The organism is Pseudomonas sp. S2_C11 (assembly GCF_054668395.1).
In genome coordinates, this window is the sequence record NZ_CP162765.1 from 2,908,253 (window position 1) to 2,933,819 (window position 25,567).

Below are 25,567 nucleotides of genomic sequence, written 5' to 3' on the forward strand. Positions count from 1 at the left end.
TGGACAACTGCGCTCGTAGCCTCCCCGCCCTAGCATGGCTCTACACAGCGGGCGATTGAGCGCCAGGCAGTACGGCAAGCAGTTACGGCGGCCAGTGATCGTCACGCCAGAGTCCGCATCGGACTCGGGTGTCATCCATCCATCAGCGTCAGGGAGCACATTATGAAACAGCAATTATTGGTGATCGGTGCAGGGTTCGGCGGGCTGTGGAGTGCGCTGAGCGCTGCGCGTTTGCTGGATATGCATGCCCGTCAGGATGTCGAGATCACGCTGCTCGCCCCGCAAGCGGAATTGCGTATTCGCCCGCGCTTCTACGAGCCGGACGTGCACAGCATGTACGCGCCGCTCGACGCGCTGTTCGATGCGGTGGGTGTGCGCTTCGTCAAAGGCACCGCTGAAAGCATCGACGCCCGGGCGCGCCGAATCGGTTACCGCGACGAGGCCGGGCGTCCGGGTGAACTGGCCTACGATCGGCTGGTTCTCGCCAGCGGCAGCCAGCTCGCTCGGCCTCCGGTGGTTGGCCTCAAGGAGCATGCGTTCGATGTCGATCAGATCGAATCCTCGGCGCGTCTGGAACGCCATCTCATCGCCCTCGGCAACCAACCGCCCAGCGTTGCGCGCAACACCGTGGTGGTCGCCGGTGGCGGTTTCACCGGGATTGAAACTGCGACGGAAATGCCGGCGCGCCTGCGCGCGATTCTCGGTGAGGATCAAGACCTGCGCGTGATCATTGTCGATCGCAGCAAGGACATCGCTGCGACCATGGGCGATGGCATTCGCCCGTCGATCATCGAGGCGTCCAATGACCTGGGTATCGAATGGATCGTCGATGCCAGCGTTGCCGCTGTGGATGCCAATGGCGTCACCCTCGCCGATGGCCGCCACATCGAAAGCCACACCGTGATCTGGACCGTAGGTTTCCGCGCCAGCCCGCTCACCGAACAACTCGACGCCGAACGCGATGGCCAGGGCCGCTTGCATGTCGATGGCAACCTCAAGGTGCACGGCATCGATCACGTCTTTGCCGCCGGTGATGTCGCTCGCGCCGCCACTGACGACCTCGGCAACTATGCCGCGATGTCTTGCCAGCATGCGATCAGCCTGGGTCGCTACGCCGGCAACAACGCCGCCGCCGATATCCTCGGCGTCGCTCCGACAATGTATCGCCAGCCCAAGTACGTGACTTGCCTGGATCTGGGCGCCTGGGGCGCGGTGTACACCGAAGGCTGGGATCGTCAGCTGAAACTGGTGAAGGCCGAAGCCAAAGAGCTGAAGACGCAGATCAACACGGTGTGGATCTACCCGCCCGCCGCCGAACGTCGCGCCGCCCTCGCGGCCGCCGATCCGCTGATCCCTGTAGCCTGATTTCACCCTCCGCTTTAGCCCTGAGAACAAGGAGAACACCATGACCCTGCATCTGGATTCCTTCACCGCCAACCGCGCGGTGGCCCTGCAAACGCAAAGCGAAGAACTGGTGCCGTCGCGCTACGCCCTGCGCCTGGGCGACATTGACGTGATGGTGATCAGCGACGGCGTGTTGCCGTTGCCGACCCAGACCATGTCAACCAATGCCGCCCCCGCCGACCGTGCCGCCTGGTTCAAGGAAATGTATCTGGGCCCTGACGCCTTCGACTGGGCGCTCAACGTGCTGGTGGTGCGTAGCGGCGAACAAGTCATCCTCGTCGACGCCGGCCTCGGTGGCCAATTCCCCGGTTTCCCGCGCGCCGGGCAGTTCCCCAAGCGCCTGGCCGCTGCCGGGGTGGACCTCGCCGACATCACTGATATCGTCATCACGCACATGCACATGGACCATATCGGCGGCCTACTGGTCGACTCGGTGAAGAGCCGTCTGCGCCACGACGTGCGCATCCACGTCACCGCTGCGGAAGTGAATTTCTGGTCCACGCCAGACTTCACCAGCACCGACATGCCCGCACCAGTACCAGACGTCCTGCGCAGCACCGCCAACGCGTTCATCAACCACTATGAAAGCAAGTTGCACATATTCGAAGACGAATGTCAGGTTGCACCGGGCGTAGTTGCAAAACTCACCGGTGGTCATACGCCAGGGCACTGCGTGGTCTACGTCAACTCCGGTGGCGAGCGCCTGACCTTTGCCGGTGACGCGTTGTTCCCGGTGGCGTTCGATCACCCTGACTGGCACAACGGTTTCGAACACGATCCGACCAAATCGGTGGAAGTGCGCGTGCGCATGCTCAAGGAAGCCGCCGCCAGCGGCGAGCTGTTTGTCGCCACGCATCTGGCCTTCCCTTCGGTGGGTAGGGTCGCGATCAATGGTGCTGCTTTCCGTTGGATACCTGCGATTTGGGATTACTGATTGCGCGCCTGAAATCTTCGCCCGGCTTCTGCCGGGCGAAACCTTTTTCACCGCCATTGCTACGCAGAACCGTGCGGGCGGTGACCATACTTCGGTTGCTGTGTACCCTTTCTGCATCAAGCAAATCTGAGCAGAGGATGGAGTGTTGGCATATCTGGATTGGGTGCAATGGCCGGCGATGCTGGTCACCGTTCTGGCCGCCTGGCTGATCGGTTCGCAACGACCGCAACGGCGCATGAGCGGCTTCGTTTGTTTCAGTCTGAGCAATTTGCTGTGGGTGATCTGGGGCGTCCATGCCGGGGCTTACGCGCTGATCGTTCTGCAGCTTTGCCTGTTCCTGATGAACCTGCGCGGCTTCATGAAGAACCGCGTTTCAGAGCGCTGAGTGACGATGATCATCTGGCCAGAAAATCCTTTGAATTTTTCTTGTCGGACAAAATCATTTACGTATGAGCGTAAGGAGGAACTCATGCGTAGCACCGATATTTTCGTCATCGAATACAAACATCACGACCAGCCAAAATCATTCGTCATCCGCGCCAAGAGTATGCGCAACGCCGACGCTTGGCATTGGGCGAGCTGTGACGCCGGTATTGCGCCGATTCCGAAACCGGGTAAACCACCGTTGAAAGTGGTTTCCAAACCCCAGGCCGAGCGCTATGGGATTACGGAGGTGAAGTGGCGCGAGACGGCAGCGCTGGACTGGACGGAGGCTTAGGCAAATCGGGTCGCCTGGCTAAGCTTGCACGCCAGCCAGGCGCCCCACAACAGACCATGGGGGGCATTCCGGTGGGGAATGTGCGGTTATCGTCCCGGTGAAGTGACCAGTACCTGACCGCGCGAAACTGATCGTTCCTCACGCTCCGCGTGAGAACGATCAATAACAACTAAGACCAGAACCCTTTATGCGGCTCAGCCGCCTCTTCCTCCAGCATCGGCCCGAAAACGCTCACCGTGCGCTGCCCTCTGGCAAACACCTCGCGACACGGCAACGAGAATGTCGGGTTCTCGGGATGATCGCCAGTCAGCCCGAGCAAAGCATGTTCCGATAACGCGTACACCACTCGCCCGACACCGGTCCAATACACCGCGCCCGCGCACATGCAGCAAGGTTCGGCGCTGGTGTACAGCGTGCACGCCTCCAGCTCCGTGGGTGACAACCGCTTCGCCGCCGCAGCCACCGCGACCAGTTCGGCATGCTGGGTGGGATCACCCTCCGGCGGCATCGAATTGTTGCCCGCTTCGGCAATGACCTTGCCGTCGCGGTCCGCCACCAGCGCCGCAAACGGGTGCCGGCCACGTTGTTTCGACGCCTGCGACAGGGCGATGGTCTGGCGCAGCAATGCCAGGTCCAGATCGCTGACGCCGGCCGGGACAAGCTGAGTGAATTGATTCATGGGTAACTCCTGGGCAGTGAGAAAAGACAAAAGTCAGTCGGCCAGTTCGGCCGTGGAAGCGCCGACGGCGTCGGTCGATGGTTTTTGTTTGTTGAGCAAGAGGTTGAGCAGAATGGCGGTGATCGCACCGAGAAAAATGCCGCTGTCGAGCACCAGTTTCAGCGTTGGGCCGACATGTTCGAACAGGGCCGGAAACGACATTGGCAGGACGCCGACGCTGACCGACACCGCGACAATGATGGCGTTGCGTGTGCCTTCGAACTGCACCCGTGACAGTTCCTGAATGCCCGCCACCGTGGTCATGCCGAACATGACGATCGCGCAGCCGCCCAGCACCGGCGTCGGCACCGCCGCAATCAGCGCGCCGAGCTTGGGGAACAAGCCCATCAACACCATGATCGCGCCAGCGGCCGCAACGACGAAGCGGCTCTTGATGCTGGAAAGCGCAATCAGGCCGGTGTTTTGCGTGAAGGCGTTATAGGGAAAACTGTTGAACAGACCACCGAGCATGGTCGACAAGCCGTCGGCGCGGAACGCGTTGCCAAGGGTTTGCTGGGTGGTGGGTTTGCCGACCAGTTTGCCAATGGCCAGGCAGTTGCCAGTGGTCTCGGCCATGATCACCAGCATCGCCAGGGTCATGATCAGAATCGGTACCAGAGAAAATTCCGGCGGACCGAACGCCATTGGCGCGCTCAACTCGAACCACGCCGCCTCGCTGACCCGATTGAAGTGCGTCATGCCGCAGGCGGCAGCGATCAGGCTGCCGACAAACAAGCCGATGAGCACACTGAGGTTACCGATGAAGCCGCTGAATTTCGCATAAATCACCAGCGTCACACTGACCGTGGCCAGACCCAGCAGCAGATTGGCCGGGCGACCGAAGTCAGGCGAATCGGGATTGCCACCACCCAGCCAGATTGCCGCCGCCGGCATCAGTGAAATACCGATGATGGTGATCAGGCTGCCAATCACCACGGGTGGAAAGAATCGCAACAAGCGGCTGAACACCGGCGCCAGTGCGATGGTCAGGAAGCCGGCGGCGATCACCGCCCCGAAGATCTGGCTGAGGCCGAACTCCTTGCCGATCATGATCATCGGCGCCAGCGCAATGAACGAGCAGCCCTGAATCAACGGTAAACGCGCGCCGAACTTCCAGAAGCCGAGGGTCTGAATCAGCGTCGCCACACCAGAGGTCAGCAGGTTGGCGTTGATCAGTAAAACCACCTGAGCCGACGTCAGCCCCATCGCACTGCCGAGAATCAGCGGCACCGCCACCGCTCCCGCATACATCACCAGAACATGCTGCAGACCGAAGGTGAAAAGCTGCCGCAGGGGCAACACCTCATCGACCGGGTGAACGCGTTGTGTAGTCATGGCACAAGCTCCTGAAGGGGCAGCGTTGGGTGTAATCGCGGGCGCTCAGGGACAGACGCACAAACAGAATCGGCCCCGGCGTTCGAAGACGCGGGGTCATCCTTGAATGTTTTTAACGATGAAACAAATTGGCAACCATCGCTTTTTTCGATGGCAAAGACGCGGCACAATCGCCGTCTCGCTCAACCTCGGAGTACACCGCGTGCGCTTCTCACTCGATCAGTTGCTGATGTTCGTCCAGGTGGTGAAAAGCGGCTCGTTCTCCGCCACCGGGCGCAAGCTGGGCAAGACGCAATCGACCATCAGCGCGGCGATCGCCAATCTGGAAACCGACCTTGGCGTCGAGTTGTTCGACCGCAGCAATCGCAGCCCTGCCCTCACCGCCAGCGGGCATAAATTGCTGGTCCAGGCAGAGGCGGTACTGGAGCGCTGCATGACCTTCGAGGCCCACGCCGATTGCCTTTCCGATAGCGTCGAACCGAGCCTGACCCTGGCGATTGAAACGCCATACGGCCCGATCATGCCGGTGCTGCAAGCGTTCGAGCAGGCCTTTCCGTTTGTCGATCTGATCATTCGCCACCCGGTCTACGGCGATGTCAGCGAACTGGTCAGCAGTGGCGAGGCGGTGCTGGGCGTGGCGTTTTCGCAGCCGGGCTATCCCCGGGAACTGGCGTTCCAGCAACTGGGCAAACTGATCATGCTGCACGTCTGTCATCCCGATCATCCGCTGGCGAAACTGGACAACGTCACGTTCGACGATTTGCACGTGCATCGGCGCCTGGCGTTCAGTGCGCACGCCAGCAAACTGCCGAGCAGTGAATACCTGCGTTCGACGCAACTGTGGCAAGCGGAAAGCTATCTGGCCCTGCTCGAAATGGTCCGCGCCGGCCTCGGCTGGGCGACCCTGCCGCGCCAGCTGATCCAGCGTGAACTGGGCAATGGCGAACTGGTCGAGTTGCAGCTGTCGGCGTACCCGCATACCGACTGGCAAATCGGCGTCGACCTGTTATGGGCACGCCAACGGCCACTAGGGACGGCCGAGCGCTGGCTTAAGGAAAAGCTGCAGGCCAACAAGGTTTATGAGCGCGATCGCAACGGGCAGATCACTACGCTGTGATTACTTGGCGAACACCTGGCCCATGTCCTTGAACGCCTTGAATTCCAGCGCATTGCCGCAGGGGTCGAGCAGAAACATGGTCGCCTGTTCGCCGACCTGCCCCTTGAATCGAATGTAGGGCTCGATCACGAATTGCGTGCCGAATGACTTCAGTCGCTCGGCCAGTGCTTCCCATTGCTGCCACTCTAAAATGATGCCGAAGTGCGGGACCGGTACGTCGTGGCCGTCGACCGGGTTGCTGTGAACGCTTTCTTGGGCAGCTGTCTGCGGCTGTTCATGGATGACCAATTGGTGGCCGTAAAAATTGAAATCGACCCACTGCGCGCTGGACCGGCCCTCGTCCAGGCCGAACACTTCACCGTAAAAACGCCGGCAAGCGGCAAGGTCGTAAACCGGGATGGCGAGGTGGAAAGGCGAAAGACTCATCAGGCACTCCGGTAGTGGCGTTGCTGGAAATATGGCAACGGCGCACCGCTGCTGATCGAGGATCGAAAACAGCCTAGATCAAAAACCCTGCGAATGCCGGCTCGACTTTTCATGCCATGGAGATAGCGCGGCTGAGAATACACGCCACGGCTATCTGCCGGCTTCCTTACCGGCGCGTCACCACTTTTCGGTGACAGTCCGCCGGGGCCAGCACCGCGCCCGCCCTGGAGCGCACGACGATAGTCTCGACGGGCTCGGCCCGTTCGTTGTCGAGCAGGATCGAGTGCTCCTCGCCTTCCGTAAACAGAAAACGCTCGCCCCACTGCCGCAGGCTGACGACGATGGGGAACACCGCGCGGCCCATGTCGGTGAGCACGTATTCCTTGTAGGCGCTGCCATCGGACGCGGGCTGAATCTGCAACACGCCGAGCTCGACGAGCATTTTCAGTTTGACCGTGAGGATGTTCTTGGCCAGGCCCAGACGTTTCTGGAATTCACTGAAACGGCGCACGTCATCGAACGCATCGCGAATGATCATCAAGGCCCAGCGATCGCCAATGGCTTCGAGGGTTCGGGCCACCGGGCATTCGCTCTGCGCCAATGTTTGTTGTCGGGCCATGTGATTCCTGATGGACTCGGCTATTGAATGTGGTTGCATTTAACAACCCGAATGAATAAAGATCAACGCATCGGTTTCAATTCAAAACCACACTACGAGGAAGCAAGGATGCCGTGTCAGACGCAAACCCTGATCAATGCGCAAGCCGCAGCTGACAGCGCAACGACCAGGCTGAGTCGTTTGCAGACTTTACTCTTTGCAATCACCTGCGCCATGGCAGTGGCCAATGTTTACTTCGCACAGCCATTGCTGGAATCGATGGCCGCCAGCCTCGGCGTTTCACCCGGTGCAATCGGCGTTGTGGTCACGGCCACGCAAGCCGGGTATGCGGTCGGGCTGCTGTTCATTGTGCCGCTGGGTGATCTGCTCGATCGCAAGAAACTCATCGTGAGCCAACTGCTTTTGTCTGCAACGGCGCTGTGTGCCGTGGGCCTGTCCGAGAGCTGGGGAGTGTTGCTCGGCGCCATGATGCTGGTGGGTCTGCTGGCGGTGGTGGTGCAAGTGGTGGTCGCCTGCACCGCCAGCCTTGCTCGCCCGGAGCAGCGCGGCGCCGCGGTGGGCACCGTCACCAGTGGCGTGGTACTGGGCATTTTGCTGGCGCGTTTCGTTTCCGGCGTAGTGGCTGATCTGGCCGGATGGCGCGGCGTGTATTTTGTCTCGGCAGTCACGATGGTCGGTATGGCTTTGGTGCTTTGGCGCACCCTGCCCGCCTCGGCAAAACCGCCCGCACAGGGCAGCTATCGGCAATTGCTGCGCTCGATGTTCCAACTTTTTTTGACTGAGCGGGTATTGCGCATCAGAGGCATCTTCGCCCTGCTGATTTTCGCAGCGTTCAGTGTGTTGTGGACGTCGATGGTGCTGCCGCTCAGCGCCGCGCCCCTGTCGTTGTCCCACACGCAGATCGGCCTGTTCGGACTGGCCGGGGTAGCGGGCGCGCTCGCCGCCGCACGGGCTGGGCGCCTGGCCGATCGCGGCTTGGGCAATCGCACCACCGGCATCGCTCTGGCGCTGTTGACGCTGTCCTGGCTACCCATCGCATTTGTCGACAGTTCGCTGCTGGCGATGGCCGTCGGAGTGATCCTCCTCGACTTCGCCGTGCAAGCGGTGCACGTCACCAACCAAAGCCTGATCTTCGCCGCACGGCCCGATGCGCAGAGCCGACTGGTCGGTGCGTATATGTGTTTTTACTCGGTGGGCAGTGGTCTGGGCGCCATCGCGGCGACGTATACCTATGCGCACTCTGGCTGGGTGGCGGTGTGTTTTCTCGGAGGAGGGATCAGTGCTGTGGCGCTGATGTATTGGGTGTGGCTGGAGTACGTTTATTCACACGACTGAACCAATGTGGGAGCGAGCCTGCTCGCGAAGACGGAGCATCACTCAGCACAGAGTTGTCTGACCTGACGCCTTCGCGAGCAGGCTCGCTCCCACAGGGATTACTCGCCAGCAGCTACTTGCCGTCCTCGGGCTTCTCGGTCTGCATCTGCACCGATGGTTTGCTTTTGTCACCGTCCTTGTTGGGTGCATCGTTGGAATCGAAGCAGCCGCTCAACAGAAACATTGAGCAGAACCCCAGACATACGCAGATTTTCTTCATGACAATCTCCTTTCAGCAGTGGTATTGCTACCCGGTTCAAGCTTGACCTAGCATCGTTTACCTTCTTCCGGAATGTGCGCAAATTCATTGCAGGACTGCATCGGGCTCTCAGCCCTTACTGTGCTCCGGCGACGAAGGCCCTTCCTTGACGCCGCGCGGGCCAGCGATGCCCCACACGATCAGGCCGAGCACCGGGAAGACAATCAAGCCGATCGCCCAGGCGGCTTTGATGCCGACGCTCTTGTTGCTGCGAAACACACTGACAATCGCCCACAGGTCGACCAGCAGAATGATCACCGCCACGGCGATGGAAAAGTAACTCGCTGCCTCGTTCATTTCGCAATCCTCCGATGACTTGTAAGCATTGGGCTGCGGGGCTTTTTCAGCGTTCAAAAAAATTGCGCGTGCGCGGCGCCAAAGCTTCAGCCGCCTTCCGGATCCTGGCGGATCACGGAAATCTTGCCGTTGCGCTCGATGATCGCGAACTTGATCTGGTCGATGGTTTCAATGCCCTGACTGGAGCGTGCCGCCTCCATGACATCCGCCTCGACCAGCCGCGCATGGCGCAGACGCCGCTGCAACAGCTTGCCGTTCTCGACAATGATCGTCGGTTCGCCATCAATCAGCCGCGAGATCCAGCTGGAACGCTGCTTGAGCAAAGAGAACCCAACGTCGATGGCGATCAGGGTGATGATCACCAGAAACGCATTGGTCAGGGAAAAATCATCCCCGAGCAGCGCTTGCTGGGTGGCTTCACCGATGATCATCAGCAAGACGAAATCAAACGTAGTCAGCTCGGCCAACGAACGCCGACCGGCAATTTTGAACAACACCATCAGTGCCAGATACATCGCGAGTGCGCGCAACACCGAGTCCATGGGTCACCTATGGATAAATGAATTGAGTGAGCATCACTTCGCTCGAGCCCGGCGCGCGGATATGACTGCGAAACAGCCCCAGTCCGTCACCGCGCAGGGTCAGATAAAGCGTTGCCTGGCCCTGCGCATCCGCCTGCAACCACAAATGCATGCCCTGCGCTGAGCTGCGCATACGCACTGGCGCCGGTTGCATGGTTTCGATGCTGAAGCCATCGAGCATCTCGCCGCCGATGTCCAATTCGACGGTAGCTTCAGGCGTCGCGTGCACGCTGAGTTTCAGCGGGTTGGTCGAGCCGTTGCGGTGGAACATCTCGTACTCGACCTGGACTTTGCCATCGTCGCTGCGGGCGTCCTGCGAACTGAGCACGCCCCGGGAAAACAGCCCCAACAGACCCAGCAGCATGCACAGCACCAGCAGATACCAACCGATGCGCTCGAAGCGCCAGACCTTCAGTTGATAGGCCATGTCCTCCTGCACCGGGAACTGCCGACTGCGCAGATCGGGATGCTCAGCGTCAGGCTTCATCGGCGCCACCCTCCTTCGCCGCGCAAGGCGCGACGGTGATAGGCCGGCAACTGCTGCAAGGCGAACTCACAGGCCAGGGTCTGCACTTCACTGCGCGATCCGGGAAACCATTGCCGGGTGCTGAACAGAAAATGTTGGTCATCGAACTGGAATGCCCAGGCGAAACACACCGTACCGGCCTTGATGCCGTCCATATCATCGGGTCCGAGAATGCCGGTGGTGGCGACCGCGACGTTGGCCGTGCTGTCGCGCAACGCACCGATGGCCATTTCACTGGCCACTGCAACGCTGGTCAGATTGAAGGTTTCCATGGTCGCCGGGCTGACGTGGAGCAAGCGCTGCTTGGCTTGCGGCGAATAGACCACGTAGCCGCATTCGATCAGCTCGCCGCTGCCGGGCACTTCCGACAGCAACATGACAATTTCCCCGGCCGTGCAGGATTCGGCAGTGGTGATGATCAGCGAATGTTGGCGCAGGTATTCAATCGTTTCCTTGGCGATGGACATGGCACGCTCTCGAAGCTGTTATTGCCGGTTGACCGCCCGCTGCGCTGATCATTCCGCTGGACTGGATGAGCGTACAAGCGCCTCTTGCCGAGAAAGTTTTCCGCTCCATTCGGCGCGATCACCTACCCTCATAGACTGTGTGATCCACTCGAGCCCGCCGCCCCCATGCGTTGTTCATTCAAGTCGTTGTTTTTGATTCTGTTCCTGCTGCTGATGCCGGGCAGCGCTGCGCCGTGGGCAGCGGAGCCTGCCGCGCCGGCAAACTCCGGCGCTGCACCACTGCCGGTAATTTCGCAGAGCGATCTGCAAGCCCTGCAACAACGCCTCGACGGGCTCAAGCAGCAGATTTCGGCGGCAAACAATTACAACCAGCTCGAAGGCCCGCAGGATCGAGTGCAGGCGTTCATTCTCGATGTCGATCGATTGTCGGCAGCGCTGTTGCCGCAACAGGCGCAACTGGCGGTGCAACTGGGCGTGCTCGGCACCGCTCCAGACGCTGAGGTGGCTGCCGAGCAAGCCGATATCGTCGCGCAGCGGGCCGCGCTGGCGGAACAGAAAAGCAAGGTCGACGGCACCCTGAAAAGCCTCGCCGCACTGAAACAGAATGCCGCCGACCTGATCACGCAAATCGCCGGCATCCGCCGCACACTACTGGAAAGCGAACTGACCCTGAGCACACGCAGCGTGTTGAGTCCGCAGTTCTGGGCGCCACTGATCAATCCAAGCGAGGACGACCGCGAGCGGCTGCGACTGTTCGTCGAGCAGGTGGGCGACGTCTGGGCCACGGTCTGGGCGCCGGGCGAGCGTTTTTACACCTGCGTGCTGGTGCTGCTGGCGTTGCTCGTTTGGACCTTTGGCCGGCGTCTGGCTGAGCGCGGGCTGACCTGGTTCTGTATTCACCGCGTGGCAGAGGGCCGCTTGCGCCGCAGTGCCTTGGCATTCGCCTCAGCTCTCGCGACCTTCATCACCACCGCCATCGCCCTGAAACTCCTGTTCTACGCCTGCACCCGCCACGATGCTCTGCCGCCGGTGCTGGAAACCTTCTCCGAAGAGTTCGAGAAAGTCGTTTATGCGTGCGTGCTGATCACCGGGCTTAGCCGTGCATTGTTGTCCACCGAGCACCCTTCGTGGCGCCTGCCGGCGATTGCCGATCCGGTGGCGCTGGCCCTCAAGCCTTATCCGCGAATCCTCGCCTGCTCGTTGCTGGTGCTGGTGACGCTGGTGCAAGTCGCCAATGCCACGGGTATGAGCAGTCACATCGTCATGGCCGGACGCGGCGTGATTTCCATGGTGGTGCTGGCGATCATCGGCACGATGCTGGTGCGCGTGGGCAAAGTGCGCAAGGCCTTGGTCGCCGCCAACGACGCTTCGGCGACGAACAGCGTGTTCGCCGGGCTGATCTACAGCGTCGCCAGCGTCTCGATGTTTGTCACGGCCATTGCCCTGCTTGCCGGCTATGTTTCGCTGGCGCGGTTCATCAGTTATGAACTGGTGTGGAGCTACGTCGTGCTGTCGGGTTTCTATTTGCTCATTCAGTTGGTCAAGGACGCCTGTGAACACCTGTTTTCACCGAAACACGCGAGCGGCCAGGCGCTCAAGCAATTGCTCGGGGTCAGCGATCGACGCCTTGAGCAAACGTCGATCCTGTTGTCCGGCGTCAGCCGCGCCGGCCTGATGCTGATGGCGCTGATTTCGTTGTTTGTCGGCGGCATCGGCACCACGCTCGGCCAACTGGTCACCAACATCATGTCGATTCTTGGCGGCGCCGGTTTGCGCAAGCTGAATATCGTCCCCGGGCACCTGCTCAATGCGCTGCTGGCGCTGCTGATCGGCATCTGGCTGATCCGTACATTGAGCCGCTGGCTCGACAACGAATTCCTGCCCAAGACCGACATGGACCCGGGCATGTGCGCGTCGCTGAGCACGCTGTTCTCCAATATCGGCTACGCCTTCGTGATTCTGCTGACGCTGTCGTCGCTGGGCGTGCAGTGGACCAATCTGGCGTGGATCGTCAGTGCGCTATCCGTCGGTATCGGCTTTGGCTTGCAGGAGATCGTCAAGAACTTCGTCTCCGGCCTGATTCTGCTCACCGAGCGCCCGGTCAAGGTCGGCGACCTGATCAGCATCAGCGGCGTCGAGGGCGACATCCGCCGGATCAACGTGCGCGCCACGGAAATCCAGCTCAGCGACCGCTCGATTGTGATCGTGCCCAACTCGCAGCTGATCTCGCAGAACCTGCGCAACGTTACCCTCGGCGGCAGCGCTCAGGGCGTGGCATCGCTGGAGCTGGTGTTTCCGTTGGATATCGATCCTGAGCAGGTCAAACAACTGCTGCTGGATGCGTATCACGAGAACGAAACCATCCTCGATAAACCGGCGCCATTCGTGCGTTTCAGCAAGTTGTCGCCGGACGGCATAACCCTCACGGTCACCGGCTATGTGGGCAGCCCGAGGATTGTCGGGCTGACCAAGAGCGATTTGTTGTTTGAAGTGTTGAAGCGGTTGGGCGCGGCGGGGATTGCGCTGGCGAAGCCGCCAGCGGCGTGATCCGGTTAGCGCTTGCCCGAGTTGTCGATGCGGGCCGTGCTGCTGCGTGGCGTCAGCTCGAACGGCAGGACGACATGCCTTTCTGCCAGCGGCCGTTTTTCGATCAGGGCAATCAACATCTCGACCGCCTTGGCCCCGAAGGCCTCGGCTGGTTGCGAGATGGTGGTCAGCGGCGGATCGCAGAACGCAGCCATGGGAATGTCATCGAAACCCACCACTGAAATATCCTCGGGCACACGCAGCCCGGCCTGCCGGATGCGCTTGAGCGCTCCAATGGCCATTTCATCGTTTTCGCAGAACAGCGCACTCGGTCGCTCGGCCAATGCGAGCATCTTTTGCGCGCCGGCAAAACCGGCCTCGAGGCTGAAATTGCCATGGCAGATCAGTGCTTCATCGATGGCAATCCCGGCTTCGCGCAATGCCGCTTCGTAACCCGCCAGTCGATCCAGGGTCAGCGGGCTGTTTTTCGAGCCCTTGATCAGGCCGATGCGTCGGTGTCCCAATGCGATCAGGTGGTCGGTCATGGCTTTGGCGGCGGCGACGTTGTCCAGGCTGATGGTTGGATAACGCCCGGCCTTGAGCACTTCGCAGGCGTTCACGATCGGCGGCACATCGGCGTCGGCCGGAGCGTTTTCGAAAGGATCGTAGGCGCGCAACTGAATCACCCCGTCGGCCTGATAGGCGTACACCAGCTCGGCGAATTGTCGCTCCAGTTCTTCCCGGCCCTGAGTGTCGCAGAGCAGCAAGCGATAGCCAGCCGCCTGCGCCGCTTGCTGCGCGCCGCTGATGACCCGGGCAAAAAAGGTGTTGGCGATGGTCGGCACCAGAATCACCAGATTGCCGGTGCGCCGCGAGCGAAACTGCACGGCCATCAGGTTCGGCCGATAGCCGGCCTGCTCCACGGCCGCCATGACGCGCTCACGGGTTGGCGCGAGCACACGCTCGGGCGATTTCAAAGTCCTCGAAACCGTCGCCACGGAAACGCCAGCCAGCCGAGCCACTTCGCGGATATTGGACAAAACCACCTCGTTGTTTCATGCCGATCAGGCGCGGAGCTTACCGCAGGCGACGAGCGATCGAAACGCTGTCGATCATCCGCTGGCATTTGACACCCGGCTAATTCAAGCCTAGATTTCGCCCACGATGTAACCGGTTACATCACTCATCAGCATTGCATCCAGCTACCGAGACGACTGCCATGTACGCTGCCGCAAAAATAAGAATGGGTTTTGTTGGAGGCGGTGAAGGTTCATTCATTGCCCGTGCCCACCGGCAAGCCGCCGGCCTCGACGGACGCTTCGAACTGGTCTGTGGCGCGTTCAGCCGCGACTCAGAGAATAATCAGCGCACCGCTGCGACCCTGGGAGTGTCCGCCGAACGTTGTTACGGCGACTGGCAAACCCTGCTCGCTCGCGAGGCCGCCCTGCCCGCCGAGCAACGCATGCAACTGCTGGTCATTGTCACCCCCAATCATCTGCACGCACCGATTGCCCGTGAGGCATTGAGCGCCGGTTTTCACGTGTTCAGCGAGAAACCCGCGGCGCTGAATCTCGCCGAGGTGCAGGCGCTGCATTCGGTGGTGATCAACAGCCAGCGAATTTACGGGCTGGCGCACACCTACCTCGGTTACGCGATGGTCTGGCAGGCCCGCGAAATGGTCGCCAGCGGCGTGCTCGGGCACGTGCGCAAAGTCATCGTCGAGTACCCGCAAGGCTGGCTCAGCACCGATGTCGCCGGGCAAGGCAACAAGCAGGCCGGCTGGCGCGACGATCCGGCGCAATCCGGGATCGGCGGCTGCATTGGCGACATCGGCACCCATGCGTTTTCCCTCGCCGAGTTCGTTGCCGGCCAGTCGATCCAGTTCATCAGCGCAATGCTCGGTTCGCATGTCGAGGGTCGGCAACTGGATGACGATGTGGCGATGCTGTTCAAAATGAGCGACGGCGCCAGTGGTGTATTGCTCGCCAGCCAGGTCTGCGCCGGTGAGGAAAACCCGCTGAAGATCCGCGTCTACGGTGACAAGGGTGGGCTGGAATGGCGTCAGGAAGAGCCGGCCAGTCTGATTCATCGACCGTTGAATGAACCGATGCGTATTCTGCGATCCGGAGTCGGTCAGCCGTGGTTGTGTGACGCTGCCAGTCAGCGCATGCGCCTGCCCGCCGGGCATCCCGAGGGTTATCTGGAAGCGATGGCCAACCTGTACGGCGATCTCGCCGAGGCGATTGTTCAAGGCGTCGAAGGCCATCAGGCCCCGGGCGTACCGGGCATCGAGACCGGACTGCGCGGCATGGCCTTCATTGAAACCGCCATCGCCAATCACCTTGGCAATGAAAAGTGGAGCGAAATCCCCGGCCAACTGACAGGAGCCCAGCACAATGAACAGTGATCAGCAAAATTCGACTGGCCTTAAAGGTCCGGGGATTTTTCTCGCGCAATTCATCGCCGACCAAGCGCCTTTCGACTCCCTCGCCAACATCGCCGAATGGGCGGCCTCGCAAGGCTACAAAGCCATTCAGGTACCGACCCTCGGCACGCGGTTCATCGATTTGCAGCGCGCCGCTGAAAGTCAGGATTACTGCGACGAACTCATCGCCGTCTGCGCCCGCGCCGGTGTGGTGATCAGTGAGCTGTCGACGCACCTGCAAGGGCAATTGGTCGCTGTGCATCCGGCGTTCGACAGTCTGTTCGACGACTTCGCCCCGCCAGCGCTGCGCGGCAAGCCGCAGGAGCGCACCGAGTGGGCCATCGAGCAGTTGAAACTGGCGGCCCGTGCCAGCCAGCGTCTCGGACTCAAGGCCCATGCGACCTTCTCCGGCGCCCTGCTCTGGCCCTACGTCTATCCATGGCCGCAACGTCCGGCCGGTTTGGTCGAGCAAGGTTTCGCCGAACTGGGCAAGCGCTGGCTGCCGATTCTCGACTGCTTCGAAGAGGCTGGCGTTGATCTGTGCTACGAAATCCATCCCGGCGAAGACTTGCATGACGGCGCTTCGTTCGAGCAGTTTCTCGAAGCGGTGAATCATCACCCTCGTGCCGCGATTCTTTATGACCCGAGCCACCTGCTGCTGCAGCAAATGGATTACCTCGGCTTCATCGACCGTTACCACCAACGCATCCGCATGTTTCACGTCAAGGATGCCGAGTTTCGCCCCGATGCGCGCTCCGGCGTCTACGGCGGTTATCAGGGTTGGGTCGAGCGTCCCGGGCGCTTCCGCTCGCTGGGCGACGGCCAGATCGATTTCAAATCGATCTTCAGCAAATTGTGCCAATACGACTTCAACGGCTGGGCCGTGCTGGAGTGGGAATGCTGCCTGAAAGACTCTGCACAGGGCGCGGCGGAAGGCGCGGCGTTCATCGAGCGACACATGATCCGCAAGACCGCCAAGGCCTTCGACGATTTCGCCGGGGTCAGCGCCGATGCCGCTTCCAACCGGCGCCTGCTCGGCCTGACCGACGACTGATTCATCCGCGTTACCGACATAAAAACAATACGGTGATCTGAAATGAACGTAATGAATGCGCGACTGAGCGTGATGATGTTTTTGCAGTTCTTTATCTGGGGCGGCTGGTTCGTCACCCTCGGCACTTTTCTGGCCACCACGCTCGCTGCCAACGGCGGCCAGGTCGGTATGGCCTTCGCCACGCAATCATGGGGTGCGATTCTGGCGCCGTTTGTCATTGGCTTGATTGCCGACCGGTTTTTCAATGCCGAACGCATTCTGGCGGTGCTCCATCTGCTGGGCGCGGTGCTGCTCTATCAGCTCTATCGCGCGGCAGACTTCAGCGCGTTTTATCCCTATGTGCTCGCCTACATGATGGTCTACATGCCGACATTGGCGCTGGTGAACGCCGTGGCGTTCCGCCAGATCAAAGACCCGGCGCTGGAGTTCTCGCGCATTCGCGTATGGGGCACAGTGGGCTGGATTGTCGCCGGTGTGGTGATCAGCTTCGTGTTCGCCTGGGACTCGCAGCAAAGCATCGCGGCGGGAGGCTTGCGCAATACGTTCCTGATGTCCGCCGTCGCATCACTGCTGTTGGGGCTTTACAGCTTCAGTCTGCCGAACACCGCGCCGCTGAAAACCGCAGCCGGCTCATCAAGCCTGAAGCAGATGCTCGGCGTCGATGCGTGGGGTTTGCTCAAGGATCGCAGCTATCTGGTGTTCTTTCTCGCCTCGATCCTGATCTGCATTCCGCTGGCCTTCTATTACCAGAACGCCAACCCGTTTCTCGCGGAGATCGGCGTGACCAACCCGACAGCGAAGATGGCCATCGGTCAGGTGTCGGAAGTGCTGTTCATGTTGCTGTTGCCGCTGTTCATCCATCGTTTCGGCATCAAGATCGCCCTGCTGGTCGGCATGGCTGCCTGGGCGTTGCGTTACGTGCTGTTTGCCTTCGGCAATAACGACGATCAGGCATTCATGCTGCTGATCGGCATTGCCCTGCACGGCGTGTGCTATGACTTCTTCTTCGTGTCCGGGCAGATCTACACCGATGCAAAAGCACCGGAACGCTTCCGCAGTTCGGCGCAAGGTCTGATCACCTTGGCCACGTACGGGTTGGGCATGTTGATTGGCTTCTGGATTGCGGGACGGATTACTGACCACTTCACTTCGAGTGCGGGCCATGACTGGAGAAGTATCTGGCTATTTCCAGCCGGTTTTTCCGTGGCGGTGCTGCTGTGTTTCTGGGCGACGTTCAAGGGCCGCGATCGGGACAAGGCTGTGTTGCCGAGTGCGGTTTAGAGCAGAGTTCTGATGCATGAACAGAACGAATGCCGCCTGTGGTTGAGGCGGCATTCGTTATCGATGCTCATGGTTGCGCTCAAGCGGTGCGACGTTCGAGCAGACGGTCAGCGCCACCTTCGGCGACCCGATTGCCTTGCAGATGATCGGAACCGTCAGAGGCTACTGCATCGCTGAACAGTGGATCGGTTTCGGTGGCGGCTACTGCGTCGCTGAATAGCGGGTCGGTTTCGGTGGCGGCTACTGCGTCGCTGAACAAGCGGTCCGTTTGAGTGGAGGCGATCGCGTCGCTGAACAGTGGGTCGGTTTCGGTGGCGGCGAAGGCATTCAGTGCAAAAACCGAGAAAGCGATACCGAGGATAGTCTGGCGTTTCATGATGATGTGCTCCGAGGTGCAGTGGTTAGGTATGGAGCCGATCTTACGCTGCACCGTGGATATGGGAACTTCATTGACTTAATGGTTGTTATTGACGCAATCAATGATGAGTTGAGTAAAAGCAGCTGCTTACCTAACCGTTAAGCTGGTGCTTACGCGTCCAGACGAAACGCCCTACAAAGTCTAAAGCACAAAACTGACAAATCGTATTTCTGACAGCTTTACGCAAGCAAAAAAAAGACCCGAATCGATCGAAACCGAAACGGGTCTTTCCCACTCAGACGACCCTTATTTCAAGTCGTCAAAGTGATCTCGCAGGAACTCGTAAAAGCGCAAAGCTTTCAACAATCTCCATACAAGGCTCAGCGTACGCAGCAAAAGCTTCATACGTTTTGGCCTCCAGGGCTGGCGGCCAAACCTCCAGCAAACTTACCGGACCATGCGTGCCTTCAGCCTACATGTTGGTGTAGCTAGTGAGGCGGCCGGTTGAAATCCCTCCGAGACATCATTCCGGCGCGGGTGCGAATCCGCGTCAGAGGGCGTGAAACCTTTTGCGCCCCCCAGCCAAACCTCACTGCTCTACCAACAAGATGAGCGTGGGCATCTTAACGCAGAAATCAGAAGAGAAAACCCGAGTAACCAAGGTTATCCTGCGGCTACGCCTGAACCTTTGTAAAATCGTATTTCTGACAATGTTTATTGACAGATCTGAATTCAGTTGCATGCGCTGGCCGCTCCGAAAAAACCTCCCACATCACGCTAAACCTACGTTGCACTGACGGGAGAAACTTAATACCATGCGCGGACATGTTGGTGTGGCTAGTGAAGCACATGGCCTCGGCTCCAAACCGAGGATTGAAAAACCGCCCCGCGAAGGCGGTTTTTTTTCGTCTGTGTTTTCTGGTCCCCCTCCCATCCAAGGCACATTGCCTGACTCGATCCCCCTGCGCCCCTGCACAAATCTTCTAAACACTCTTCTCCCCCACGCGGTATTTTAGAAACGCCCCTGCTCAACCGCCCTATGGAATCGTCCCATGGACAAACGCAACTGGATCTCTCTCTCCCAGGATGTCGATACCGGGATCGAGTCGATTCGTGCGCATTTCCGTGGGCATGCCTACGATCCGCACTGGCATGACAGCTTTCTCGTCGGCGTTACCGAGCAAGGCGTCCAGCAATTCAACTGTCGCCGGGTGCGTCATCGCAGTACGCCGGGGCATGTGTTTCTGCTCGAGCCGGGAGAAATCCACGATGGCCATGCGCCGACCGAGGACGGCTTTACCTATTCGATGCTGTATCTGGATCCGCACTGGCTGGAGCGCGAACTGCACGCGCTGTTCGAAGAGGCGCCCGCCGACAGTCAGCCAGGCTTTGCCGACACCCTGAGCCACGATCCGCGCCTGTCGACTGCGATCGTGCAAGCCTTCCACGCGTTACATGACGGCGATCTGCGCATCGTCCGGCAGACTGCGCTGGATGGCCTGCTGGCGTCCCTCACCCGCCACCTCGACTGGCGCAAGCGTCAGCACTTCGATCCGCGCCTGCCACTGGTTGCCCAGGTTGCGCGGGACTATCTGCATGCCCACACCTATGAAGACATCGGCCTCGACGACCTAGCGCAAGCCTGTGGCGTTGATCGCTTTCGCCTGACACGCGCGTTCAAGGCGGCGTTCGGTCTGGCACCGCACGCTTACCTGATCCAGTTGCGCCTGGCCAAGGCGCGGCAATTGCTCGCGCGCGGCGAGACGCCAGCGCAGGTGGCCAGCGTGCTCGGTTTTGCCGATCAGAGTCATCTCGGTCGCTGGTTCCGCCGCGCCTACCAACTGACCCCGGCGGACTACCGCAGACGCTGCTCAAATCTTCCAGACTGAGGCCTTCGCGCTGACGATCATGGTGTCCTGTTTCGACATTCAGGAATTTGCACCATGGCGTCTTTACTGCCCTTTCTGCTGTTTGCTTTCGTTGCCTCGATCACCCCGGGGCCGACCAATATTCTGGTGCTGAGCCACAGTTCCCGGCGCGGATTGATTGCCACATTGCCGATCATTTTTGGCGCCTGTGCGGCGGCGGCGCTGATTGTGCTGGTGGTCGGGCTCGGTGCTGGCGAAACCCTGTTGCGCTTTCCGCGCGTGCAACAAGCGATGGCGTGGGGCGGTGTGCTCTGGCTGAGTTGGCTGGCGTGGCAGATCTTTCGCAGCCCGCCGCCATCGCTGGACCCGAATGCCGCGAAGGAACAAGGTTTGAGCGTATTCGGCGCGGCGCTGCTGCAACTGGTCAACCCGAAGGTGTGGATGATGGCTGTGGCCGTGGTCAGCGTATTTGTTGGCGGCGCCGACAAGACGCTGCGCCTGCTGGTGTTGTCGCTGGCATTTCTGCTGGTGTCGTTGCCGTGCATGACGCTCTGGGCACTTCTCGGCGTTGGCAGCGCGCGGTTGCTCAGCTCACCGCAAGCGTTCAAGCGCATGAACGCGGCACTGGCCCTTCTTCTGCTGCTCTCGGCCTGGCTGGCCGTGTTGGTCTAATGCCCGGTGGCTTGCCGGTATTCGCGTGGTGTAAACCCGGTCGAGGCTTTGAACTGACGGGTGAAAGCGCTGTGATCGGTGTAGCCGCATTGCAGCGCCACCTCGGTAATCGGCAAGTCGCTGTGCAGCAATCGATGCGCATGTTCCAGGCGGACTTTCTGAATCATCTGCCGTGGTGTCAGGTGGAAAACGCGTTTGCAATAGCGCTCCAGTTGCGCCACGGAAATCCCGGCGATCCGCGTCAGTTCACCCAGCGTCACCCGCCGATTGAAGTTGCCGCGAATGTATTCATCGACAGCCGCCAGGCGCTCGAAAGCCGGATGGGTTTCGCTGGCTGACTGCAGATCCACCGAGATCCCCACCAGACCGATGATCGTCCCGTCACGGTTGTAGATCGGCCTCTTGTGGGTCAGGCACCAGCCCGGCTCGCGACTGCCATACAGATGCAGTTCGAGCTGATCCTCCAACACGAAACCTTCCTCCAGCACCTTGCGATCCTGCTCGGTATAACCCGGCCCCAACTGCGCCGGGAACACCTGCGCACTGGTTTTGCCGAGCAACGGGCGCAGGTCCTTCAAGCCACAGCGCTGCACCAGCGTACGGTTGGCCAGCACATAGCGCGCTTGCAGATCCTTGATGAAGATCGCCGCATTGGGGATCACATCGAGTATCGGCAACAGCTGCGCGGCACCGGCGACCATCTCTTCGAGGGTCTGCGCACGCAAGCCGTCAGTGCCTTGGCACAGGATCGAAAACGCTGACTGCATCAAAGACTTCCCCTCGAATTGAACCACCGCAAATGTCACTCGCCAGCAGATTGCAGCAACGTCGCGACCCTGTCGAGGCCGCGCATTCATCGGTGCCATTGTGCTGAATTCGTCATCGATCCCGGCATAAAACATCAATCGCCGCCACTGCCGGGCGGTGCAAAGTCTGCTCGTCCCCGTGACACAACTGCCTATCCAATAACTCACAAGAAGGCGATGCCATGTCAGGCCAAGGCAAGTTCAAAAAACAGCTTTCATTGATCGACCTCACCTTTATCGGACTCGGCGCGATCTTCGGCTCCGGCTGGTTGTTCGCCGCCAGCCATGTCTCGGCGATTGCCGGTCCGGCGGGGATTTTCTCCTGGTTGCTGGGCGGTTTTGCCGTGTTGCTGCTGGGCATCGTCTACTGCGAACTGGGCGCGGCATTGCCCCGTGCCGGCGGCGTGGTGCGCTACCCGGTTTATTCCCACGGCCCGCTGCTCGGCTACCTGATGGGCTTCATTACGCTGATTGCGTTTTCCAGTCTGGTGGCGATCGAAGTGGTCGCCTCGCGCCAATACGCGGCGGCATGGTTTCCCGGATTGACCAAGGCTGGCAGTGGCGATCCGACGATCCTCGGCTGGCTGGTGCAGTTCGGCCTGCTCTGCGTGTTTTTCCTGCTCAACTACCGCAGCGTAAAGACCTTCGCCAAGGCCAACAATCTGGTCAGCGTGTTCAAATTCATCGTGCCGCTGCTGGTGATCGGCGTGCTGTTCACCTTCTTCAAACCGGAGAACTTCCAGGTTCAGGGATTCGCTCCATTCGGCCTGTCCGGCGTGGAGATGGCGGTCTCCGCCGGCGGGATCATCTTTGCCTATCTGGGCCTGACGCCGATCATTTCCGTCGCCAGCGAAGTGAAGAATCCACAGCGCACCATTCCCATCGCGCTGATTCTTTCGGTACTGCTGTCGACCTTGATTTACGTGCTGCTGCAAATGGCTTTTCTCGGCAGCATCCCGACGGAAATGCTCGCCAACGGCTGGGCCGGTATCAGCAAGGAATTCGCCCTGCCCTATCGCGACATCGCCCTGGCGCTCGGTGTGGGCTGGCTGGCGTATCTGGTGGTCGCCGATGCGGTCATTTCGCCGAGCGGCTGCGGCAACATCTACATGAACGCCACGCCGCGAGTGATCTACGGCTGGGCGCAGACCGGCACCTTCTTCAAGGTCTTCACCCACATCGATGAAAAGTCCGGCATCCCGCGGCCGGCGCTGTGGCTGACTTTCGCCCTGTCGGTGTTCTGGACCTTGCCGTTTCCATCGTGGGAAGCGCTGATCAACGTGGTCTCCGCCGCGCTGGTGTTGAGCTATGCGGTGGCGCCGGTGTCGGTTGCGGCGTTGCGGCGCAATGCGCCGGACATGCCGCGCCCGTTCCGGGTCAGGAGCATGGGCCTGCTCGGGCCGGTGTCGTTCATCATCGCCGCGCTGATCGTTTACTGGTCGGGCTGGAACACTGTGTCGTGGCTGCTCGGCCTGCAAATCCTGATGTTTGTCATCTATCTGTTCTGTGGCCGCTTTGTGCCCACCGCTCACCTGAGCCTGGCGCGTCAGGTGCGTTCATCGGCGTGGCTGATCGCCTTCTACGCGGTGACCATCGTGCTGTCGAAACTCGGCACCTTCGGTGGCCTGGGCATCCTCGCCCATCCGTTCGACACGATCGTCGTCGCCGCTTGCGCCACCGGCATTTACTACTGGGGTGCAGCAACCGGCGTGCCTGCCCATCTGCTGCGCCTGGACGACGAGGACGAAGAAAGCGAAAGCCCTGCGCCCTCGTCCACCGTCACCGCCCGCCCTGCCGGCGCCTACTGAAATCATCCAACGGGATCTCTTCATGAAACGAGTACACGTCATTGATTCCCACACCGGCGGCGAACCGACACGGCTGGTGATGAGCGGCTTTCCCGAGCTGTCCGGCAAAACCATGGTCGAGAAACGCGATGCCTTGCGCAACCAGCATGACAAGTGGCGCCGCGCCTGTCTGCTCGAGCCGCGTGGCAACGATGTGCTGGTCGGCGCGCTGTATTGCCCGCCGGTCTCGCCTGATGCCACCTGCGGGGTGATCTTCTTCAACAACGCCGGATACCTGGGCATGTGCGGCCACGGCACCATCGGCCTGATCAATTCGTTGCAGCATCTGGGGAAAATCCAGCCGGGCGTGCACAAGATCGACACACCGGTGGGGCAAGTCAGCGCGACGCTGCACGACGATGGCTCGGTCACTCTGGGCAACGTGCCCGCCTACCGTTATCGCAAACAGGTGCCAGTGGACGTGCCCGGTTTTGGTCGCGTAGTCGGTGATATCGCCTATGGCGGCAACTGGTTTTTTCTGGTTTCCGAGCATGGCCAGACATTGACCATGGACAACGTCGAACACCTGACCGCGTACACCTGGGCGATGCTCAAGGCGCTGGAAGATCAGGGCATCTTCGGCGAAGACAGTGCGGTCATCGACCACATCGAATTGTTCGCCGATGACGATCAGGCCGACAGCCGCAACTTCGTCATGTGCCCCGGCAAAGCCTATGACCGCTCACCGTGCGGCACCGGCACCAGCGCCAAACTTGCCTGCCTGGCAGCCGACGACAAGCTGCAACCGGGCGCACCGTGGATCCAGGCGAGTATCACCGGCAGCCAGTTCGAAGGCCGCTTCGAATGGGAAGGTGAACGCGTTCGCCCGTTCATCACCGGCCGCGCCTACATGACCGCCGACAGCACCTTGCTGATCGACGAAACCGACCCGTTCGCGTGGGGCATCTGAACCGCCACGCCGATTTTTCACCTCGAATCAAACGAAATGCCAAGGAGTTGAACCATGAGCGACAACATCTTCACCGGTTGCATGCCGGCCCTGATGACCCCGTGCACCGCCCAGCGCAAACCGGACTTCGATGCGCTGGTGAGCAAGGGGCGCGAGCTGATTGATATCGGCATGAGCGCTGTGGTCTATTGCGGCTCGATGGGCGACTGGCCGCTGCTGACTGAAGCCGAGCGTCAGGAAGGCGTGGCGCGCCTGGTCGCTGCCGGGGTGCCGACCATCGTCGGCACTGGTGCAGTGAATACCCGTGAAGCGGTTTCCCACGCAGCGCATGCGGCGAAAGTCGGCGCGCAAGGCTTGATGGTCATTCCGCGCGTGCTGTCACGTGGCGCTTCAGCCACCGCGCAAAAGGCCCACTTCGCCGCCATCCTGCAAGCCGCGCCGAACTTGCCGGCGGTGATCTACAACAGCCCTTACTACGGCTTCGCCACCCGCGCCGATCTGTTTTTTGAACTGCGTCGCGAATACCCGAACCTGATCGGCTTCAAGGAATTCGGCGGCGGCGCGGACCTGCGCTACGCGGCTGAGAACATCACCTCCAAGGACGATGACGTGACCCTGATGGTCGGTGTCGACACGCAAGTGGTGCACGGCTTCGTCAACTGCAACGCCACCGGCGCCATCACCGGTATCGGCAACGCCCTTCCTCGCGAAGTGCTGCAACTGGTCGCGCTGAGCAAGCAGGCCGCGCAAGGCGATGCCAAGGCCCGACGTCAGGCGCGGGAGCTGGAATCGGCATTGGCAGTGCTGTCATCGTTCGACGAAGGCTGTGATCTGGTGCTGTATTACAAGCACTTGATGGTGCTCAACGGCGACAAGGAATACACCCTGCACTTCAACGAAACAGACGTGCTGAGCGACTCGCAACGGCGCTATGCCGAGAAGCAGTATTCGCTGTTCCGTCACTGGTACGAGAACTGGTCTGCCGAACAGAACTTCGCCTGACCACCACCTGCTGCGAGTCATCACGATTCGCGGCAGGCCTCGC

The 25,567-nt window shown here is 60.5% G+C and carries 27 protein-coding genes; 15 read left to right on the forward strand and 12 right to left on the reverse strand.

What is annotated here, in order from left to right; translation table 11 throughout:
• Positions 1 to 162: 162 nt before the first annotated feature.
• The 4 genes from AB4N48_RS13075 to AB4N48_RS13090 all read left to right on the forward strand — a co-directional run bounded on the left by AB4N48_RS13075 (position 163) and on the right by AB4N48_RS13090 (position 3,056).
• A complete protein-coding gene (locus tag AB4N48_RS13075) occupies positions 163 to 1,365 on the forward strand; it encodes an NAD(P)/FAD-dependent oxidoreductase (protein ID WP_095179611.1) in 1,203 nt (400 codons plus the stop codon).
• 40 nt (positions 1,366 to 1,405) lie between these two features.
• Positions 1,406 to 2,338 carry an MBL fold metallo-hydrolase gene (locus AB4N48_RS13080; protein WP_252877893.1) on the forward strand — a complete coding sequence of 311 codons (933 nt, stop codon included), beginning with the start codon at positions 1,406 to 1,408 and terminating at the stop codon, positions 2,336 to 2,338.
• 178 nt (positions 2,339 to 2,516) lie between these two features.
• Positions 2,517 to 2,723 (forward strand): hypothetical protein, encoded by a 207-nt coding sequence (locus AB4N48_RS13085; RefSeq protein WP_370593551.1) that lies wholly within the window; start codon positions 2,517 to 2,519, stop codon positions 2,721 to 2,723.
• An 84-nt stretch (positions 2,724 to 2,807) separates the two neighbouring features.
• The gene (locus tag AB4N48_RS13090) at positions 2,808 to 3,056 is read left to right on the forward strand and encodes a DUF6555 family protein (protein ID WP_041480580.1); all 249 of its coding nucleotides are present in this window, start codon (positions 2,808 to 2,810) and stop codon (positions 3,054 to 3,056) included.
• Between the two features lie 169 nt (positions 3,057 to 3,225).
• Here the strand turns inward: AB4N48_RS13090 and AB4N48_RS13095 are convergent, their stop codons facing one another.
• Positions 3,226 to 3,735, reverse strand: coding sequence for a nucleoside deaminase (locus AB4N48_RS13095; protein WP_041480581.1), 510 nt, complete (start codon positions 3,733 to 3,735; stop codon positions 3,226 to 3,228).
• Between the two features lie 33 nt (positions 3,736 to 3,768).
• A complete protein-coding gene (locus AB4N48_RS13100) occupies positions 3,769 to 5,109 on the reverse strand; it encodes a nucleobase:cation symporter-2 family protein (protein WP_252877892.1) in 1,341 nt (446 codons plus the stop codon).
• 202 nt (positions 5,110 to 5,311) lie between these two features.
• Here AB4N48_RS13100 and AB4N48_RS13105 point away from each other — a divergent pair, with 202 nt between their 5' ends.
• On the forward strand, positions 5,312 to 6,226 hold the full coding sequence (locus AB4N48_RS13105; protein ID WP_460093587.1) for a LysR family transcriptional regulator: 915 nt from the start codon (positions 5,312 to 5,314) through the stop codon (positions 6,224 to 6,226).
• Here the strand turns inward: AB4N48_RS13105 and AB4N48_RS13110 are convergent, their stop codons facing one another.
• Both AB4N48_RS13110 and AB4N48_RS13115 read right to left on the reverse strand, forming a co-directional pair.
• A complete protein-coding gene (locus AB4N48_RS13110; RefSeq protein ID WP_150635660.1) occupies positions 6,227 to 6,652 on the reverse strand; it encodes a VOC family protein in 426 nt (141 codons plus the stop codon).
• Positions 6,653 to 6,818: 166 nt separating this feature from the next.
• Positions 6,819 to 7,271 (reverse strand): winged helix-turn-helix transcriptional regulator, encoded by a 453-nt coding sequence (locus tag AB4N48_RS13115; RefSeq protein ID WP_217850067.1) that lies wholly within the window; start codon positions 7,269 to 7,271, stop codon positions 6,819 to 6,821.
• A 108-nt stretch (positions 7,272 to 7,379) separates the two neighbouring features.
• Here AB4N48_RS13115 and AB4N48_RS13120 point away from each other — a divergent pair, with 108 nt between their 5' ends.
• A complete protein-coding gene (locus AB4N48_RS13120) occupies positions 7,380 to 8,606 on the forward strand; it encodes an MFS transporter (protein WP_460093589.1) in 1,227 nt (408 codons plus the stop codon).
• Between the two features lie 112 nt (positions 8,607 to 8,718).
• On the opposite strand, the gene AB4N48_RS13125 is transcribed toward AB4N48_RS13120, so the two are convergent.
• From AB4N48_RS13125 to AB4N48_RS13145, 5 genes are all read right to left on the reverse strand, one after another.
• Positions 8,719 to 8,865 carry a hypothetical protein gene (locus AB4N48_RS13125; RefSeq protein ID WP_177434183.1) on the reverse strand — a complete coding sequence of 49 codons (147 nt, stop codon included), beginning with the start codon at positions 8,863 to 8,865 and terminating at the stop codon, positions 8,719 to 8,721.
• 108 nt (positions 8,866 to 8,973) lie between these two features.
• Entirely contained in the window at positions 8,974 to 9,201 is a 228-nt protein-coding gene (locus AB4N48_RS13130) for a PLD nuclease N-terminal domain-containing protein (protein WP_056784773.1), read from the reverse strand.
• Between the two features lie 86 nt (positions 9,202 to 9,287).
• Entirely contained in the window at positions 9,288 to 9,743 is a 456-nt protein-coding gene (locus AB4N48_RS13135) for a DUF421 domain-containing protein (RefSeq protein ID WP_016774256.1), read from the reverse strand.
• Positions 9,744 to 9,750: 7 nt separating this feature from the next.
• Positions 9,751 to 10,269 (reverse strand): hypothetical protein, encoded by a 519-nt coding sequence (locus tag AB4N48_RS13140; RefSeq protein ID WP_460093592.1) that lies wholly within the window; start codon positions 10,267 to 10,269, stop codon positions 9,751 to 9,753.
• Entirely contained in the window at positions 10,266 to 10,775 is a 510-nt protein-coding gene (locus tag AB4N48_RS13145; protein WP_460093593.1) for a CinA family protein, read from the reverse strand. Before AB4N48_RS13145 ends, AB4N48_RS13140 begins: the two co-directional genes overlap by 4 nt.
• A 165-nt stretch (positions 10,776 to 10,940) precedes the next feature.
• Between AB4N48_RS13145 and AB4N48_RS13150 the strand changes: the two genes are divergently transcribed.
• The gene (locus AB4N48_RS13150; RefSeq protein ID WP_460093594.1) at positions 10,941 to 13,322 is read left to right on the forward strand and encodes a DUF3772 domain-containing protein; all 2,382 of its coding nucleotides are present in this window, start codon (positions 10,941 to 10,943) and stop codon (positions 13,320 to 13,322) included.
• Positions 13,323 to 13,327: 5 nt separating this feature from the next.
• On the opposite strand, the gene AB4N48_RS13155 is transcribed toward AB4N48_RS13150, so the two are convergent.
• Positions 13,328 to 14,341: a LacI family DNA-binding transcriptional regulator gene (locus AB4N48_RS13155; RefSeq protein WP_150635665.1), complete on the reverse strand. Its 1,014-nt coding sequence runs from the start codon at positions 14,339 to 14,341 to the stop codon at positions 13,328 to 13,330.
• Positions 14,342 to 14,544: 203 nt separating this feature from the next.
• Here AB4N48_RS13155 and AB4N48_RS13160 point away from each other — a divergent pair, with 203 nt between their 5' ends.
• The 3 genes from AB4N48_RS13160 to AB4N48_RS13170 are packed head-to-tail and all read left to right on the forward strand — an operon-like array spanning position 14,545 to position 18,061.
• On the forward strand, positions 14,545 to 15,708 hold the full coding sequence (locus AB4N48_RS13160; RefSeq protein WP_460093596.1) for a Gfo/Idh/MocA family protein: 1,164 nt from the start codon (positions 14,545 to 14,547) through the stop codon (positions 15,706 to 15,708).
• On the forward strand, positions 15,698 to 16,780 hold the full coding sequence (locus AB4N48_RS13165; RefSeq protein WP_252885780.1) for a sugar phosphate isomerase/epimerase family protein: 1,083 nt from the start codon (positions 15,698 to 15,700) through the stop codon (positions 16,778 to 16,780). Before AB4N48_RS13160 ends, AB4N48_RS13165 begins: the two co-directional genes overlap by 11 nt.
• 42 nt (positions 16,781 to 16,822) lie before the next feature.
• On the forward strand, positions 16,823 to 18,061 hold the full coding sequence (locus AB4N48_RS13170) for a nucleoside permease (protein WP_305382693.1): 1,239 nt from the start codon (positions 16,823 to 16,825) through the stop codon (positions 18,059 to 18,061).
• A gap of 79 nt (positions 18,062 to 18,140) precedes the next feature.
• On the opposite strand, the gene AB4N48_RS13175 is transcribed toward AB4N48_RS13170, so the two are convergent.
• Positions 18,141 to 18,437, reverse strand: a complete 297-nt coding sequence (locus tag AB4N48_RS13175; protein WP_056784752.1) for a hypothetical protein — start codon at positions 18,435 to 18,437, stop codon at positions 18,141 to 18,143.
• A gap of 1,034 nt (positions 18,438 to 19,471) precedes the next feature.
• Between AB4N48_RS13175 and AB4N48_RS13180 the strand changes: the two genes are divergently transcribed.
• Positions 19,472 to 20,308, forward strand: coding sequence for an AraC family transcriptional regulator (locus tag AB4N48_RS13180; protein WP_056784749.1), 837 nt, complete (start codon positions 19,472 to 19,474; stop codon positions 20,306 to 20,308).
• 54 nt (positions 20,309 to 20,362) lie between these two features.
• Positions 20,363 to 20,959: a LysE family translocator gene (locus AB4N48_RS13185; RefSeq protein WP_460093598.1), complete on the forward strand. Its 597-nt coding sequence runs from the start codon at positions 20,363 to 20,365 to the stop codon at positions 20,957 to 20,959.
• On the opposite strand, the gene AB4N48_RS13190 is transcribed toward AB4N48_RS13185, so the two are convergent.
• Positions 20,956 to 21,726 carry an AraC family transcriptional regulator gene (locus AB4N48_RS13190; protein WP_110599539.1) on the reverse strand — a complete coding sequence of 257 codons (771 nt, stop codon included), beginning with the start codon at positions 21,724 to 21,726 and terminating at the stop codon, positions 20,956 to 20,958. The two genes, AB4N48_RS13185 and AB4N48_RS13190, sit on opposite strands and share 4 nt — an antisense overlap.
• Positions 21,727 to 21,947: 221 nt before the next feature.
• Between AB4N48_RS13190 and AB4N48_RS13195 the strand changes: the two genes are divergently transcribed.
• The 3 genes from AB4N48_RS13195 to AB4N48_RS13205 are packed head-to-tail and all read left to right on the forward strand — an operon-like array spanning position 21,948 to position 25,524.
• A complete protein-coding gene (locus AB4N48_RS13195; protein ID WP_305382690.1) occupies positions 21,948 to 23,573 on the forward strand; it encodes an APC family permease in 1,626 nt (541 codons plus the stop codon).
• A gap of 22 nt (positions 23,574 to 23,595) precedes the next feature.
• Positions 23,596 to 24,522, forward strand: a complete 927-nt coding sequence (locus AB4N48_RS13200) for a 4-hydroxyproline epimerase (protein ID WP_305382688.1) — start codon at positions 23,596 to 23,598, stop codon at positions 24,520 to 24,522.
• Between the two features lie 54 nt (positions 24,523 to 24,576).
• On the forward strand, positions 24,577 to 25,524 hold the full coding sequence (locus tag AB4N48_RS13205; protein WP_116657459.1) for a dihydrodipicolinate synthase family protein: 948 nt from the start codon (positions 24,577 to 24,579) through the stop codon (positions 25,522 to 25,524).
• Positions 25,525 to 25,567 lie beyond the last annotated feature (43 nt).